The organism is Nonomuraea sp. NPDC054003, assembly GCF_055585125.1.
The window spans coordinates 25,087-40,260 of sequence record NZ_JBVJKR010000002.1; the positions used below are offsets into that span (position 1 = coordinate 25,087).

Here is a 15,174-nt window from a genome sequence, read left to right on the forward strand (position 1 = left end):
GCCGAGCAGGCCACCGGGAGGACCGAAGGGCGGGACCCGGTGGCGCACGTCAAGCCCGCCAGAGCCCGGCCGGTGTGGCTGGCCGGGGCGCTGGCGCTGCTGGCCGTCGTCATGATCGCCGGCCTGCTGGGCGGCGCCGCCGACATCGCGCCCTGGCAGGTCGTCCTCCAGGTGGCCGACTGGCTGCCGTTGGTGTCGGCCGACGCCGGGCTGACGCCCGTCGAGCAGGGGCTGCTGTACGAGCTGCGGCTGCCCAGGGTGCTGCTGGCGGCCGTGGTCGGCGGGCTGCTGGCCATGGCCGGGGCCGGCTACCAGGGCGTCTTCCGCAACCCGCTGGCCGACCCTTACCTGCTGGGCGCCGCGGCGGGGGCCGGGCTGACCACGACCGTGGCCGTCGTGCTGCTGCCGGGGTCCGCGCTCACCACCCCCGTCGCGGCGTTCGCGGGCGCGGTCGGCGGCGTGTTCCTCGCCTACGGGCTGGGCAGCGCCGCCGGCCGGACCGGTGGCACGGCCACGCTGGTGCTGGCCGGGGTGGCCGTCACCTCGTTCCTCACCGCGATCCAGACGTTCGTGCAGCAGCTCGGGGTGGAGGAGCTGCGGCGCGTCTACTCCTGGATCCTGGGCGACGTCGGCGGCGGCTGGGAGCAGGTCCGGCTCGTGCTGCCGTACGCGGTCGTCGCCGCGGCGGTGCTGCTGGCGCACGGGCGGATGCTCGACGTGCTGGCCGTCGGCGACGAGGAGGCCGGGGCGCTCGGCGTGCGGGCCACCCGGGTCAGGTTCGTGGTGCTGCTGGCCGCCTCCCTGGCCACGGCCGCGGCGGTGGCGGTGAGCGGGCTCATCGGGTTCGTCGGCATCGTCGTGCCGCACGCGGTGCGCCGGCTGGCCGGCGGCTCCTACCGCAGCGTGCTGCCACTGTCGCTGATCGGCGGCGCCGCGTTCCTGGTCCTCGCCGACCTGCTCGCGCGCACCGTCATCGCCCCCGCCGAGCTGCCCATCGGAGTCGTCACCATGTTCGTGGGCGCGCCGTTCTTCGTGGCCGTGCTGCGCATGACGCGGGGGACCGCCACATGATCCGGGTCAAGGAGCTGTCGGTACGGCTCGGCGGGCGCGAGGTGCTCGACGGGGTGGACGTCGACGTGTCGCGGGGCGAGTGGCTCGCGGTCGTCGGGCCCAACGGCGCCGGCAAGTCCACGCTGCTGAAGGCCGTCATGGGCGTGCTCGCCCACCGGGGCGAGGTGGTCCTCGACGACCGGCGGGGGAGCGGGCTCAAGCCGCGCGAGCGGGCCAGGCTGGTCGCCTACGCGCCGCAGACCCCCGCGCTGCCGCCCGACATGACGGTCTTCGACTACGCGCTGCTCGGCCGTACCCCGTACATCCCGTACTTCGGGCGGGAGAGCCGCCGGGACCGGGAGATCACCGCGGGCGTGCTGGCGCGGCTGGGACTGACCGGGTTCGCCGCCCGCAGGGTCGGCGAGCTGTCCGGCGGCGAGCGGCAGCGGGTGGTGCTCGCCCGCGCGCTCGCCCAGCAGGCGCCGGTGCTGCTGCTCGACGAGCCCACCACCGCGCTCGACCTCGGGCACCAGCAGCAGGTGCTGGAGCTGGTGGACCGGCTGAGGACCGCCGACGGCCTCACCGTGATCACCACGCTGCATGACCTGACCCTGGCCGGCCAGTACGCCGACACGCTCCTGCTGCTGGCAGGCGGCCGGTCCGTGGCGCGGGGCAGGCCGGCCGAGGTGCTCACCGGCGCCCTCGTCGGCGAGCACTTCGACGCCCGTGTCATGATCGAGCAGGGCCCCGGCGGGCGGCCCGTCGTACACCTGGTCAGGGGAGAGACGTGAAGCTCGGCTACCGCGTCGAGGACGGCGACCGGCTCGGGTCGCTGCTGTGGGAGTTCGGGCCGGGCTGGCGGATGATCTCCTCGGCGATGCTCGGCGGCGGCATCGGGCCGCGCACATGGGTGCTCAACGCCCAGGTCGTGGCCGGCTACGCGCGCATGGACCCGGTCGACCACCTGGCCGGGCTGGGGCCGGGCGGCGACGGCGTCGGCATGATGACGGCGGCCTCCGTCGACCGCTACACCAGCGCCGCCGACGGCGGGGCCGAGGCGGTGGCCACGGTCGGGTTACGCGTCCCGACCTGGGCGGCGGCCCCCGAAGGCGCGGCCGACCCGGAGCTGGCCCCGATGGTCGGCACCGTCAACATCGTCGCCACGCTGCCGGTGGCGATGACGGACGCCGCCCTGGTCAACGCCGTCATGACGATGACCGAGGCCAAGACGCAGGCCCTGCTGGAGGCGGGCTACCCGTGCACCGGCACCGCTTCGGACGCGGTCTGCCTCGCCGTGCCGGACTCCGGCCCGCAGGAGTTGTTCTGCGGGCCCCGCTCCGAGTGGGGCGCCCGGCTGGCCCGCGCCGTCCACGCCGCCGTCAGGCAGGGCGCGGTGTCGTGGCGTCCCGGTTACCGGAAGCCGGGGACCGAACTGAGTTGATCTTGAACAAGGTGTAACGCCGCCCGGCTTTCGCGCGATAGGGCCACGTGAGGGGTTCATGCGTCGGGGGAAGTACTGCAACCGCTTCGTCACACGCGGATCTATTGACTTACGACAGGTGATTGGGACCCTTGTTCTGACCCTTCGTGCGGGAGCGGTGATGGCACGTCTCACAGTGCTGGCGGGCGGTGTCGTGGTGACGGTCGCCCTGCTCGCCATACCCGCGACGGCCCACGAGCATCCCAGCGGCATCACCGATCTGGTGACCCCCGCCGTGGTGCGCGTCGAGGCGGTCTCCCACGTCGAGATCACGCTCCTCGACCACGTCAGCCAGCTGCGTCACGTGGAGCGTTCCTACGATTTCCCCATCGGCCAGGGCACCGGCATCGTCGTCAACCCCGACGGCGCGATCGTCACGCTCACCAGCGTGGTCAAGACCGACGACGAGGACGTCGCCGTAAGGGCGGCCAACAAGGTGTTCGCCGAGCACCACGACGTGAAGGTCCCGCAGGACGACAAGCGCCACTCGGTGGACGACGACCCGATACTCGACCGCCACCTCAAGGACTGCTACCCGCCGAAGAGGTCCACCGCGACCTGCATCATCGACGTCACCACCGACATCACGATCTTCCCGAACGTCTCGCCCGCCGACACCGACGGCTTCAAGGCCGAGCTGGTGCGGGCCGGTTCCGGCCCCGACGCCCCGGCCGTGCTGATGCCCGTCGCCCGCGCCGTCGGCAGCGTCGGCATGCCCACCGCCCCGCTCGCCGAGCAGGTGCCCGACCAGCAGGGCGCGCCCACCAGCGTGGCCGGCTTCCTCGGCCGACCCGGCCCCGACGTGCAGACCACCGTCGAGATCGCCCACCTGGGCAAGGGCGGCGGCGCCGGCGAGAAGGGCCGGCCGTTCGGCGACCCGGACAAGAAGGTCGACGAGCCCGCCAAGCTGGGCGGCCTGGCCGACCGCGGCCTGGCCGGCGCCCCCGTCATCGGCGACAAGGACGGCCACGTCGTGGGGCTGCTCATCGGCGGCGGCAAAGAAGCCAAGATGATCGGCGTACGGGAGATCACCTCGACCCTGTCGAAGGCCGGCATCGCGGCGCGCAGGGGAGCGATCGACGCCGCCTTCGAGGCGGCGCTGACCCGCTACCACACCAAGTACTACACCGAGGCCGCGCCGGGCTTCCAGCGCGTCCTGGAGCTCTACCCGGGCAACGTGGTGGCCGCCGACCTGCTCAAGGTCGCGCTCGCCAAGCGGGGCGGCCCGGAGGACGAGGGCACCAAGCGGACGGTCGCGCCGGCCTCCTCCGGCCCGCTGCTGTGGCCGTTCATCGTCGCGGCGAGCGTGCTGTTCCTCGCCGCGGCCGTGGGCGCGTTCCTGCTGTGGCGGCGCCACCGGGCCGGAGACCGGGCCGACGACCACGGGCAGGCCCCGCCGCTCGTGCCCCCGCAGCAGGCGTACGACGAGGGCGCCGACCAGACGGTCATGGTGCGCAGATCGCCGCAGTTCACGGCGGTCCCGCAGCAGCAGCAGCAGGTGCTGACCGCGCAGGAGTCCTCGGTCAAGTTCTGCACGGCCTGCGGCATGCGGCTCGGCCAGGCGCACCGGTTCTGCGGCTACTGTGGCCAGCCCATCGAGACGTCGTGATGCACGTGAACGACAGGGCGCTCATCGGTCAGGAGGTGGCCGGCTACTACGTCGAGGACATCATCGGCAAGGGCGGCATGGCCGTCGTCTACCTGGCGCTGGACCCGAGGCTGAGCCGCCGCGTCGCCCTGAAGATCCTCAACCCGGTGCTGAGCGTCGACGACCGGTTCCGCCAGCGGTTCATCCTGGAGTCTCGCACGGTCGCCAGCATCGAGCACCCCAACATCATCCCCATCTACGAGGCCAACGCCGACGCCGACGGCGTCCTCTACATCGCGATGCGCTACGTCGACGGGCTCGACCTGCGCCGGCTCATCTACGACCGGGGTCCGCTGCCGCTCGACCAGGGCACCAGGATCTTCGCCCAGGTGGCCGCCGCCCTCGACACCGCGCACGCGCACGACCTGATCCACCGCGACGTGAAACCGGCCAACATCCTGCTGGCCGCCGACCACGTCTACCTCACCGACTTCGGCATCACCAAGCACCGCACGTCGATCTCCGGGCTGACGCAGACCGACCAGTTCATCGGCACGCCCCGCTACATGTCGCCCGAGCAGATCAACAAGGAGCACATCGACGGCCGGGCCGACCAGTACGCCCTGGCGTGCGTGGTGTACGAAGGGCTGTCGGGGCGGCTGCCGTTCCAGCGCGACAACGACATCGCGCTGCTGTGGGCGCACCTGGCCGAGCAGCCGGTGCCGCTGACGCAGCTGCGGCCTGAGCTGCCGCTGGAGGTCGACGGGGTGATGATGCGGGCCCTGGCCAAGGCGCCCGAGCAGCGCTTCCCGTCCTGCGCGGCGTTCATCGTGGCGCTGCGCGAGGCGATCACCGGCTCGCCCGCCGACTCGGGCGCCTTCACCGGCCCCCGCACCGGCCCGGGCACCGGCTACGGCTCCGGTCCCCACTCCGGCCCGCACTCGGGTCCCCACTCGGGTCCCCATTCCGGCCCGCACTCTGGTCCCCATTCGGGTCCCCACTCCGGCCCGCACTCCGGCCCGCACTCGGGCGCGCGGCCCGTCGGCGTCGGCCCCGGTCCGGGCGCGCACTACGGTCCCGGTCCTGGTTCCGGCCCGCACTCCGGTCCCGGCACGGGTCCCGGTTCCGGCCCGCACTCCGGGCCCCATCCCGGCTCCCCGTACGGTTACGGGGAGGGGCCGCACACCGGACCCGGCAGCAGCGGGCCGGCGACGGGCCCGGGGACCGGCGTGTCCGCGCGCCCCGCACGCCGCCCCGGCAGGCTGCCCATCGTCGCGGCCACCCTCACCGCGGCGGTCGCCGCGCTGGCGCTGGTCGTGATGATCGTCTTCATGCAGCGCGGCGAGTCGTGGACGCGTTTCCAGGACACCGCCGCCGCCCCGGTCACCTTCGAGTACCCGGCCGGCTGGACCGCCCGCACGCACGCCGACCTGTTCGCGATCGCCTCGCCGCGGGCCGCCGAGTTCGAGTCGATGTTCGTCTCCGGCGCCAGCGCCGACTGGTCGCAGGTGAACAAGGTCATCACCGGCGACCCGGAGAACGCCGTGGGCGTGTACGTCCAGGTGTCCGACACGCTCGACCCGGGCGCCTCCCGTGAAGAGATGAAGGCCATGATGGAGGGCCTGCTGCCGGGCGAGGTCCAGGTGACGGCCCCGGTGCCCGACCGGGCGGGCAACAGCGACGCGACCCGCTACGACGGCACCCTGCGCGACCGCAACAGCGGCAACCAGCTGGGCTTCGTCAGCTACGTCATCGCCCACCGGCCCAAGCCGGTCCTGGTCCTGTACTTCTGCGCGCAGCACCGCTGCGACGACGAGACCCAGGTGCGGGTGCGCCAGAGCGTGCAGGTCTCCTGACCATCCGCTTGCACCTGACTTGCGTACGGCTTGACCTGCCTGTTCGGCGGCTGTTCACGAGCTCCCGCGACCTTTACCCTTCGGAAGCTGTGGGCATCAAAATCGTGATCGTGGACGACCAGGCGATGGTCAGGGCAGGGCTGCGCATGGTCGTGGAGAGCGACCCGGGCATGGAGGTCGTCGGCGAGGCCGCCGACGGCCGTGAGGCCATCGCCGTGGCCCGGCGCGTCAGGCCGGACATCGTGCTGATGGACATCTCCATGCCGCGCCTCGACGGGCTGAGCGCGACCAGGGAACTGCTCGAGACCCCGTCGCCGCCGAAGGTCATCACGCTGACGACGTTCGACACCGACGAGAACCTGTGGGCGGCGCTGCGCGCCGGCACCAGCGGGTTCCTGCTGAAGGTGTCGCCGCCGGAGCAGCTCATCGAGGCCATCCGCATCGTGCACGCCGGTGACGCGCTGCTCGACCCGGCCGTCACCAGCCGGGTGATCGCCTCGTTCGCGGGCCGGTCGGAGCCGACGCCGTCGCCCAGGCTGTCGGAGCTGACGCCGCGCGAGCTGGAGGTGCTGCGCCTGCTCGCCCGCGGGCTCACCAACGCCGAGATCGCCGGGCAGCTGTACGTGGGCGAGGCCACGGTCAAGACGCACGTGGCGCGGGTGCTCATGAAGCTGGCCCTGCGCGACCGGGCGCAGGCGGTCGTGTTCGCGTACGAGTCGGGCGTGGTGCGGCCCGGCACCGCGGCCTGATCTCAGCATGCGAGAGGGTTTGGCGGGGGATTCGGGTCGTATGTGTATATTTTTCGTCATAAGGCGGTAGCGACAGGAGATATTTCATGCACGCGTTCCCCAGGGTGCTGTTCGACGAGGCCCACAGCGAGTCGTGGACCATCCGGCGCGAGGTCGCCGAGGCCGTGAACCCCGCACACCCCGACGACTCCAGCTACGCCCGCGCCGCCGAGCTGCTGCGCCACCTCGGGCACACGGTGACCGCCCACGCCGAGGGCCCGCTCGACCCTGGAACGCTCCGCGACCACGACGTGCTGGTCATCGCCCACCCGGCGGGCGAGCGCTGGGAGCGCACCACCGGCGGGGGCGGCCCGCTGCTCTCCCCGCGGGAGCTGGACGCCGTGCGTGACTTCGTCGCCGAGGGCGGCGGGCTCGTCGTGCTGGCCGAGGAGGAGCAGGACAAGTACGGCAACAACCTGGCCGAGCTGCTCGCCCGCTTCGGCGTGACCGTCGAGCACACCACCGTGCGCGACCCGCGCCACGCCCACCGCGGCGTCGCCTCCTGGGTCGTCGCCCCGCCCGCCACCGGCGACGGGCTGCTCGCCGGGGTCAAGGCCGCCTGCTTCTACCGCTCCGGCGTGCTCACCACCCAAGACGCCACCGCCGAGGACGCCACCGTCCTGTTCGCCACCTCCCCTGACGCGGACCCGGCGGGCGCGCCGCTGGCCGTGGCGCTCCCGTACGGGCAGGGCAGGGTCGTGGTGTTCGCCGACTCCGACCTGTTCGGCGACGACTCCATCGACGACTACGACCACCGCACGCTGTGGGGCAACGTCATCACCTGGGCCGCCCGCGTGCCGGCCGACGCGCCGGCCGCCGCGGCCGGGTCCGGTCCCAAGGCCGCGCTGTTCGGCGAGCTCAAGGCCCTGGTCGAGGAGCTGCGGCCGCTCCAGGTCAAGGACGGGTCGGTGCCGGAGGAGAAGGGCCGGGCCAAGGAACTGGTCGCCGCCGTCGCCGCCAAGGTGGGCGAGCTGGCGCCGCACTTCCCGCACGACGCCGCGTACCTCGAAGCCGTTCAGGACGACCTCGCCCGGTGGGCCGGGCAGGACCTCGGCGTGCCCGACTTCCTCGCCTCGCTCGACCGGTTCCACCCCGACACCCAGCGCGTCGACGGCCTCGAACACCTCGTCGTGTTCCCCATGTACACCCAGAACGGCAACCCCGACCGCAACCTGGAGGCCGTCTGGATCCGTACGATCTGGCCGGACTGGCTGGCCGAGCTGGAGGCCGGCGGCTACGACAACCCCATGTTCGTGCCGATCGCGTTCGAGGACTTCACCTCCGGCTACGACACCCACTCGGCCGTGCTCTTCCCCGAGACGGTCGCGGTCCGGCAGGCGCCCGCCCGCTTCACCTGGGGCGGCATCTTCGCCGACCGCGAGTCCGCCCGGTTCCGCCGGGTGTCCAGGGCCGCCGTCGACACGCTCAAGCTCGACCTGCCGCCGGACGCCGCCCGCCTGCTCGCCTCGCAACGGCTCGCCCAGGACACGTTCGTGCTGTGGGACCTCGTGCACGACCGCACCCACAGCCACGGCGACCTGCCGTTCGACCCGTTCATGATCAAGCAGCGGATGCCGTACTGGCTGTACGCGCTGGAGGAGCTGCGCTGCGACCTGACCGCGTTCGGCGAGGCCGTCAAGCTGGAGCGGCGGGGCGTGCCGCACGCCCGGTACGTCCAGCACGCGATCCTGTTCGACCGGCTGTTCCGGTTCCCGATCACCGGCCCCCGGGTGCGCAACTACGACGGGCTCGGCGGCCAGCTGCTCTTCGCCTACCTGCACCGCAACGACATCGTGCGGTGGACCGACAACCGCCTGTCCGTCGACTGGGACCGGGTCGCCGGCGGCGTCGCCGACCTGCGCGGCGAGGTGGAGAAGCTCTACCGCGACAGCATCGACCGCTCCAAGGTCGCCCACTGGCTGGCCGCGCACGAGCTGGTGAGCGCCTACGTCGCGCCCGACCCGTCCTCCCTCTGGGCAAGGGGCGCCGACGCGCTGCCCGCCGAGCAGAAGGCGAAGGTGGACGCGGTGCTCCCCGACGAGTTCCCCCTGAGCATGTTCTACGAGGCGCTGCGCCGTAAGCTGGCCGATGTGGTCGAGTCGACGAGGGGGATCAGGGCATGATCATTCTGGTCACGGGGGCCGCCGGCCCCACCGGCGCCGCCGTCCGCGAACACTTCGCCAAGCAGGGCCACACCGTGATCGGCGTCGACAAGCACGACGTCGACCTGCTCGACCGCGCCGCCGTCGAGGCCCTCGCCGCCCGCGTCGAGGCCGAGCACGGCCACGTCGACGGCGTCGTCCACCTCGTCGGCGGCTGGCGCGGCGCGTCCACCTTCGCCGAGATCGACCTCGCCGACTGGGACACGCTGCACGACCTGCTCGTCCGCACCCTCCAGCACGTCTCGCTGGCCTTCGAGCCGCTCCTGCGCAAGAGCGCGAACGGCCGGTTCGTGATCGTCTCCGCGAAGGCCGCCCAGCGTCCCACCGCCGGCGGCGCCCCGTACGCCGCGGCCAAGGCCGCCGCCGAGGCGTGGACCCTCTCGCTCGCCGACGCGCTGCGCGACACCTCGTCCGCGGCCGTCATCCTCGTCGTCAAGGCCCTGGTCAACGACGCCATGCGGGCGGCCAAGCCGAAGGCGGCGTTCGCCGGGTTCACCGACGTGCGCGACCTCGCCGAGGCGATCGGCCGCCTCTACGACCAGCCCGCCACCCAGCTCAACGGCACCAGATTGGACCTCACCACGTGACCGTCCGGCACGACCCCCGGCTCAAGGGCTTCGCCAGCGACAACTACGCCGGAGTGCACCCGGAGATCCTCCAGGCCATCGCCGACGCCAACGGAGGCCACCAGACCTCCTACGGCGACGACGTCTACACCGAGGCGCTGCAGGAGGTCTTCCGGCGACACTTCGGCGACACGGCGCGGGCCTGGCCGGTCTTCAACGGCACCGCCGCCAACGTCGTCTCGCTGCGCGCGATGACCGCCCACTGGGAGGCGGTCGTCTGCGCCGAGACCGCCCACATCAACACCGACGAGGGCGGCGCCCCCGAGGTCGCCGGCGGCATCAAGCTGCTGACCGTCCCCACGCCCGACGGCAAGCTCACCCCCGAGCTGATCGACCGGCAGGCGTGGGGGTTCGGCGACGTGCACCGCGCCCAGCCCAAGGTGGTGTCCATCTCCAACACCACCGAGCTCGGCACCGTCTACACCCCCGGCGAGATCGCCGCGATCTGCGCGCACGCGCACGACCTCGGCCTGCTCGTCCACCTCGACGGCTCCCGCCTCACCAACGCCGCCGCCGCGCTCGACGTGCCGCTGCGGGCGCTCACCACCGACGCCGGCGTCGACGTGCTCTCCTTCGGCGGCACGAAGATCGGGCTGCTGTACGGGGAAGCGGTCGTGGTGCTCAACCCCGGGGCGGCGACCGGCGTCGACTACATCCGCAAGACGTTCATGCAGCTGTCGTCCAAGATGCGGTTCGTCTCGGCGCAGTTCGAGGCGCTGCTCACGGACGACCTGTGGCTGCGCAACGCGCGCCGGGCCAACGCCATGGGACGGCGGCTCGCCGAGGCCGTCAGGGACCTGCCCGGCGTCGAGGTGCCGCGCCCGGTCGAGGCCAACGCGGTCTTCGCGATCCTGCCGAAGGACGTCACCGCCCGGCTGCAGAAGCGCTTCCGCTTCTACACCTGGGACGAGTCCACCGGCGAGGTGCGCTGGATGTGCGCCTGGGACACCACCGAGGACGACGTCGACGCCTTCGCCGCCGCACTCGCGGAGGAACTCGGCGCCTGAGCCCGGGGACGGCACGTCAGCGGAGCGCGAGGCGGGCGGCCTGCCAGCCGCCCACCCCGTGCACGCCGGGCCCCGGCGGGGTCGAGGCCGAACAGAGGAACACCCCCCGCAGCGGGGTGCGCCAGGGCGCGGGCGACCACACCGGCCGCTTCAGGAACTGCCCCAGGCTCGCCAGCCCGCCGCCGATGTCGCCGCCGACCAGGTTGGGGTTGGCCGCCTCCAGCTCGGCCGGCCCCATCGCGTGGCGGGCCAGCACCCGCTCGCGGAAGCCCGGCGCGTACCGCTCGATCTGCGCCTCGATCGGGCCTGTCATGTCCACGGTCGAGCCGTTGGGAACATGACAGTAGGCCCACAGCGTGTGCCCGCCCCGCGTCGGATCCGCCGCGTACGGCTGCACCAGCAGCACGTACGGCCTGGGGGAGTGGCGGCCGGCGGCCGTCTCCGCCTCGCTCAGCGCGATCTCCTCCATCGTGCCGCCCAGATGGACGGTGCCCGCCCCCGCCACCGCCGGGTCGCGCCACGGCACCGGCCCGTCCAGCGCCCAGTCCAGCTTGAACACCCCCGGCCCGTGGCGGAACCGGGCCAGCCGGTCGCGGTAAGCAGGCGGCAGGTCGGCCATCCCGAGGAACTGGCGCGGCGAAACGTCGAGCACCACCGTCTCCGCGTCGAGCTCGGCCAGCCGCCGCACCCGGTGGCCGGTCACCGCCTCGCCGCCCAGCTCGCGCAGCCGCGCCACCAGGGCGTCGGCCAGCCGCTGCGAGCCGCCCCGCACCACCGGCCAGCCGACCAGGTGGGCCGTGGCCGCGAGCATGAGCCCGTAGCCGCTCGTGATCGGCGCCCGCAGGTCGAGCAGGGAGTGCGCGGCCATGCCCGCCAGCACCGCGCGCCCTTCCACGGTGCGGAACGCCAGCCGCCCCAGCGTCGTCGCGGGCAGCGCCGCCGCCGCGCCGAACCGGGCCGCCGCGGCCAGCGCGGACGGCCGGGCCAGCCCCGCCGGCCATGGCCCGAGCGGTCGCAGCAGCAGGTCCACCAGCGGGAACCCGGCTCTCGCCGCCGCTCCCGCCGTCGCCCGCCAGGCCGCCGCGTCGCGTCCCAGCCCCGCCGCGGTACGGCCGGCGTCACGGTGCACGAGCACGGCGGGACGGTCGTCCAGCGGGTGGGCGGCGGGCAGCGGCGGGTGGGCGTACTCGACGCCCTTCAGCTCCAGGTCGCGCAGGGCGGGGGAGGCCAGCGCCATCGCCATCACGGTCGCGCCCACGTCGTGGACCAGGCCCGGCAGCGTCAGCTCCGCCGACCGCAGCCCGCCGCCGAACGCGTCGGCCGCCTCCAGCAGCAGCACCCGCCGCCCGGCCTCGGCCAGCTTGACCGCCGCGACCAGCCCGTTCGGCCCCGACCCCACCACGACCGCGTCAACGCTCACCCGCCCGCCCCCCGCTCATCGGACCCGAGTCCCCTGCCGTGTTGAGGTACCCCGAAGCGGGGCCCGCGAGAGGTCAGTCGAGGATCGAGGGGAACGGCTGCGCGTCGCGGTGGCGGAGCATGTCGGTCATCAGCTTGATCTCGCCCTGCTGCCCGGTGACGATCTTGCGGGCCATGCCGGTCACCTCGTCCCGGCCGGACAGCCGGAGCACGCCCTCGGCCATCTCCACCCCGCCCTCGTGATGGCGGATCATCAGCTGCAGGAACAGCACCTCGGCCTCGGTGCCCTCCAGCTCGCGGAGCTTGGCCAGCTCCTCGGCGGACGCCATGCCGGGCATCGGATCTCCGGGCCGCGCCGAGGAGGCGTGGGCGTGGCCGCTCATCCACGCCATCGACCGCATGTCGGTCGCCTGCGTCAGGCCCCACTGCTGCAGCCAGCCCAGGAACATGCCGCGCTGGTTGGCCTGGGTGTTGATGATGTCGAACGCCAGGGACCTGATCTCCCGGGACTGGCTCTTGTCCCTGATGGTGAACGACATGTCGACGGCCTGGGCGTGATGGGTCGCCATGTCGCGGGCGAAACCGGCCTCGGCGGAGTTGTCGCCGGGGGTGCCCCGGCCGCCGAAGAGGAGCAGCGCCGCCGCCGCGACGAGCACCAGCACGGCGACGACGGCGAACATTGAGTTACGAGCGGGCTTTTCCATGGCGTTGTCCAGCGTACCCATCGCCACGCGCGGGTCGTGATCGGACGCTTACAACGCTCTTATTCTCCGCATACGCCCGGAGGGCATAAAGTGACCCCTGTTGGTTCGCCGATGGAGGAACGATGACAAAGGAGAAGGCGCAGGCGCGGCGGGAGCATCTGCAGAGGATGCGCGCCGAGCAGCAGCGCAAAGAACGCCGCACCGCATTCCTGATGTGGGGGACAGGCGGTCTGGTCATCGTCCTGCTCGTCGGTGTGGTGGGCTTCTACCTGGTGAAGCAGGCGCGCGAGACGTCGCTCGACGCCGTGGTGAGCGTCAAGTACGACGGTGGCCAGCATGTCTGGAACAAGGTCGCGTACAAGGAGACCCCGCCCGTGGGCGGTGAGCACAACAACTACTGGCAGCAGTGCGACATCTACGACAAGCCCATCCACAGCGAGCACGCCGTCCACTCGCTGGAGCACGGCGCGGTCTGGATCACCTACCGTCCCGACCTGCCCGCCGACCAGATCGCGAAGCTGAAGGACGTGGCCACCAGCACGGGTCAGCAGGACTACATGCTGATGAGCCCGTTCGAGGGGCTCCCGGCGCCGATCGTGGCCAGCACCTGGAACCACCAGCACAAGTTCGACAGCCCTGACGACCCGAAGCTGGGCGCGTTCATCAAGCGCTACCAGAACGGCGCGGACACGCCCGAGCCGGGCGCGACCTGCGGCGGCCCCGACGCCATCGTCACCACCGCCGACCAGGCCCCCCTCCCGCCGGAGCCCACGGGCCAGAGCCAGACCCCGATGGACACGGCCTCTCCGCAGCCGTCGCAGTCCCAGCAGTAACCCGATCCTCCCGAAAGGCCCGGCCTCGACCGCCGGGCCTTTCGCGTTGCAGGATGGGCGGGTGATCCGGTTCGACGTGGTGACGCTGATCCGGGCGGCTCCCCGCCGGGTGTTCGAGGAGTCGCTGTCCGTGGAGGCCCACATGGCGTCCATGGCGGGCTCGGGGGAGCGGGCCGTGGGCGGGGTGACGTCGGGGCGGATGGGCCCCGGCGACCAGGTCACGTGGCGGGCCAGGCACTTCGGGGTCGCGTGGCGGATGACCTCGGTGATCAGCGCCTACGACGCTCCCGTGTTCTTCGTGGACGAGCAGGTCGCCGGGCCGTTCCGGAGGTGGCGGCACGAGCACCGCTTCGCCGATGACGGCGGCGGGGGCACGGTCATGCGTGACGTGGTGGAGTTCGCGGCGCCGCTGGGCGTCCTCGGGCGGGTGGCCGAGGCGGTGGTGCTGGGGCGTTACATGGAGGCGCTGATCGTGCGGCGCAACGCGCATCTGAAGGCGCTGCTGGAGGCTAGCTGAGCACCTCCTGCGGGGGCGTCCACTCCAGGCGGTGCGCCTGCGCGACCGGGCGGCTGGTCAGGTGGCCCTCGTGGGTGCTCAGGCCGAGCGCCAGCGCCGGGTCCCCGCGCAGCGCCGCGGCCCAGCCGAGGTCCGCGATCGCGAGCGCGTACGGGAGCGTCACGTTCGTCAGCGCGAACGTCGAGGTGTGCGGCACCGCGCCCGGCATGTTGGCCACGCAGTAGAAGACGGAGTCGTGCACCCGGTAGGTCGGGTCGGCGTGCGTGGTGGGACGCGAGCCCTCGAAGCAGCCGCCCTGGTCGATGGAGATGTCGACCAGCACCGAGCCCGGCTTCATCCGCGCGACCAGCTCGTCCGGCACCAGCTTCGGCGCCCTGGCCCCGGGCACCAGCACGGCGCCGATGACGAGGTCCGCCTCCAGCACCGCCCGCTCGATCTCCAGCGTGTTCGAGGCCACCGTCTGGCAGTGGCCCTGGTAGATCAGGTCGGCCTGGCGGAGCTTGTCGACGTTCTTGTCCAGCAGCAGCACCTCGGCCTGCATGCCGAGGGCGATCGCGGCCGCGTTCATGCCCGACACGCCCGCGCCGATGACCACTACGTGCGCGGCCCGCACGCCGGACACGCCGCCCATGAGCACGCCCCTGCCGCCCCGCGAGCGCATCAGATGGTACGCGCCCACCTGCGGGGCGAGCCTGCCCGCCACCTCCGACATCGGGGCGAGCAGCGGCAGCCCGCCGCCGGGCGTCTGCACCGTCTCGTACGCGATGCCGGTGACGCCCGCGTCGAGCATCGCCTTCGTGCACGCCGGCGAGGCCGCGAGGTGCAGGTACGTGAACAGCACCTGGCCCTTGCGCATCCGGTGGTACTCCTCCCGGACCGGCTCCTTGACCTTGAGTATCAGCTCGCACCCGGCCCACAGCTCGTCGGCGTCCGGCAGGATGGCCGCGCCCACCGCCTCGAAGTCCTCGTCGGGGAGCGACGAGCCGGCGCCCGCGCCGCGTTCGACGAACACCTGGTGGCCGTGGCGCACGAGCTCGTGGGCGCCCGCGGGGGTGAGGGCCACGCGGTATTCGCCGTCCTTGACCTCGCGGGGAACACCGACCTTCATGAGGACACTCCCTTTCCCGGGCAGGCGCGCGGTTGC

At 72.8% G+C, this 15,174-nt stretch carries 14 protein-coding genes; 11 read left to right on the forward strand and 3 right to left on the reverse strand.

Features of this window, described 5'->3' with window-relative positions:
* Window positions 1-39 precede the first annotated feature (39 nt).
* The 9 genes from ACZ6YG_RS04280 to ACZ6YG_RS04320 all read left to right on the forward strand — a co-directional run bounded on the left by ACZ6YG_RS04280 (window position 40) and on the right by ACZ6YG_RS04320 (window position 10,557).
* Window positions 40-1,071: a FecCD family ABC transporter permease gene (locus ACZ6YG_RS04280; RefSeq protein WP_378525118.1), complete on the forward strand. Its 1,032-nt coding sequence runs from the start codon at window positions 40-42 to the stop codon at window positions 1,069-1,071.
* Entirely contained in the window at window positions 1,068-1,841 is a 774-nt protein-coding gene (locus tag ACZ6YG_RS04285; protein ID WP_466017188.1) for an ABC transporter ATP-binding protein, read from the forward strand. The genes ACZ6YG_RS04280 and ACZ6YG_RS04285 overlap by 4 nt, the downstream gene beginning before the upstream one ends.
* A complete protein-coding gene (locus ACZ6YG_RS04290) occupies window positions 1,838-2,491 on the forward strand; it encodes an adenosylcobinamide amidohydrolase (protein ID WP_148032920.1) in 654 nt (217 codons plus the stop codon). Before ACZ6YG_RS04285 ends, ACZ6YG_RS04290 begins: the two co-directional genes overlap by 4 nt.
* Window positions 2,492-2,651: 160 nt before the next feature.
* Window positions 2,652-4,139 (forward strand): tetratricopeptide repeat protein, encoded by a 1,488-nt coding sequence (locus ACZ6YG_RS04295; RefSeq protein ID WP_466017189.1) that lies wholly within the window; start codon window positions 2,652-2,654, stop codon window positions 4,137-4,139.
* A complete protein-coding gene (locus tag ACZ6YG_RS04300; RefSeq protein ID WP_466017190.1) occupies window positions 4,139-5,974 on the forward strand; it encodes a serine/threonine protein kinase in 1,836 nt (611 codons plus the stop codon). The genes ACZ6YG_RS04295 and ACZ6YG_RS04300 overlap by 1 nt, the downstream gene beginning before the upstream one ends.
* An 89-nt stretch (window positions 5,975-6,063) precedes the next feature.
* On the forward strand, window positions 6,064-6,723 hold the full coding sequence (locus tag ACZ6YG_RS04305; RefSeq protein ID WP_148032917.1) for a response regulator: 660 nt from the start codon (window positions 6,064-6,066) through the stop codon (window positions 6,721-6,723).
* Window positions 6,724-6,809: 86 nt separating this feature from the next.
* Complete coding sequence (locus ACZ6YG_RS04310; RefSeq protein ID WP_466017191.1) at window positions 6,810-8,885, forward strand: DUF6421 family protein; 2,076 nt, start codon at window positions 6,810-6,812, stop codon at window positions 8,883-8,885.
* Entirely contained in the window at window positions 8,882-9,511 is a 630-nt protein-coding gene (locus ACZ6YG_RS04315) for an SDR family NAD(P)-dependent oxidoreductase (protein WP_148032915.1), read from the forward strand. The genes ACZ6YG_RS04310 and ACZ6YG_RS04315 overlap by 4 nt, the downstream gene beginning before the upstream one ends.
* Window positions 9,508-10,557 carry a threonine aldolase family protein gene (locus tag ACZ6YG_RS04320; protein WP_148032914.1) on the forward strand — a complete coding sequence of 350 codons (1,050 nt, stop codon included), beginning with the start codon at window positions 9,508-9,510 and terminating at the stop codon, window positions 10,555-10,557. The genes ACZ6YG_RS04315 and ACZ6YG_RS04320 overlap by 4 nt, the downstream gene beginning before the upstream one ends.
* 16 nt (window positions 10,558-10,573) lie before the next feature.
* On the opposite strand, the gene ACZ6YG_RS04325 is transcribed toward ACZ6YG_RS04320, so the two are convergent.
* Both ACZ6YG_RS04325 and ACZ6YG_RS04330 read right to left on the reverse strand, forming a co-directional pair.
* A complete protein-coding gene (locus ACZ6YG_RS04325) occupies window positions 10,574-11,977 on the reverse strand; it encodes a phytoene desaturase family protein (protein ID WP_466017192.1) in 1,404 nt (467 codons plus the stop codon).
* A 73-nt stretch (window positions 11,978-12,050) separates the two neighbouring features.
* Window positions 12,051-12,680, reverse strand: a complete 630-nt coding sequence (locus tag ACZ6YG_RS04330; protein WP_466017193.1) for a DUF305 domain-containing protein — start codon at window positions 12,678-12,680, stop codon at window positions 12,051-12,053.
* Between the two features lie 122 nt (window positions 12,681-12,802).
* Here ACZ6YG_RS04330 and ACZ6YG_RS04335 point away from each other — a divergent pair, with 122 nt between their 5' ends.
* The gene (locus tag ACZ6YG_RS04335) at window positions 12,803-13,513 is read left to right on the forward strand and encodes a DUF3105 domain-containing protein (protein WP_364226823.1); all 711 of its coding nucleotides are present in this window, start codon (window positions 12,803-12,805) and stop codon (window positions 13,511-13,513) included.
* A gap of 61 nt (window positions 13,514-13,574) precedes the next feature.
* Window positions 13,575-14,030: an SRPBCC family protein gene (locus ACZ6YG_RS04340; protein WP_364226826.1), complete on the forward strand. Its 456-nt coding sequence runs from the start codon at window positions 13,575-13,577 to the stop codon at window positions 14,028-14,030.
* On the opposite strand, the gene ald is transcribed toward ACZ6YG_RS04340, so the two are convergent.
* Entirely contained in the window at window positions 14,023-15,138 is a 1,116-nt protein-coding gene (gene ald, locus ACZ6YG_RS04345; RefSeq protein WP_148032909.1) for an alanine dehydrogenase, read from the reverse strand. The genes ACZ6YG_RS04340 and ald overlap by 8 nt on opposite strands.
* Window positions 15,139-15,174: the final 36 nt, after the last annotated feature.

Excerpts from the sequence above, each read along its gene's own strand:
- ACZ6YG_RS04310 (WP_466017191.1), top strand. The coding sequence starts at position 6,810 with ATGCACGCGTTCCCCAGGGTGCTGTTCGACGAGGCCCACAGCGAGTCG.
- ACZ6YG_RS04285 (WP_466017188.1), top strand. The coding sequence starts at position 1,068 with ATGATCCGGGTCAAGGAGCTGTCGGTACGGCTCGGCGGGCGCGAGGTG.
- ACZ6YG_RS04330 (WP_466017193.1), bottom strand. The coding sequence starts at position 12,680 with ATGGAAAAGCCCGCTCGTAACTCAATGTTCGCCGTCGTCGCCGTGCTG.
- ACZ6YG_RS04335 (WP_364226823.1), top strand. The coding sequence starts at position 12,803 with ATGACAAAGGAGAAGGCGCAGGCGCGGCGGGAGCATCTGCAGAGGATG.
- ald (WP_148032909.1), bottom strand. The coding sequence starts at position 15,138 with ATGAAGGTCGGTGTTCCCCGCGAGGTCAAGGACGGCGAATACCGCGTG.
- ACZ6YG_RS04295 (WP_466017189.1), top strand. The coding sequence starts at position 2,652 with ATGGCACGTCTCACAGTGCTGGCGGGCGGTGTCGTGGTGACGGTCGCC.
- ACZ6YG_RS04315 (WP_148032915.1), top strand. The coding sequence starts at position 8,882 with ATGATCATTCTGGTCACGGGGGCCGCCGGCCCCACCGGCGCCGCCGTC.
- ACZ6YG_RS04300 (WP_466017190.1), top strand. The coding sequence starts at position 4,139 with ATGCACGTGAACGACAGGGCGCTCATCGGTCAGGAGGTGGCCGGCTAC.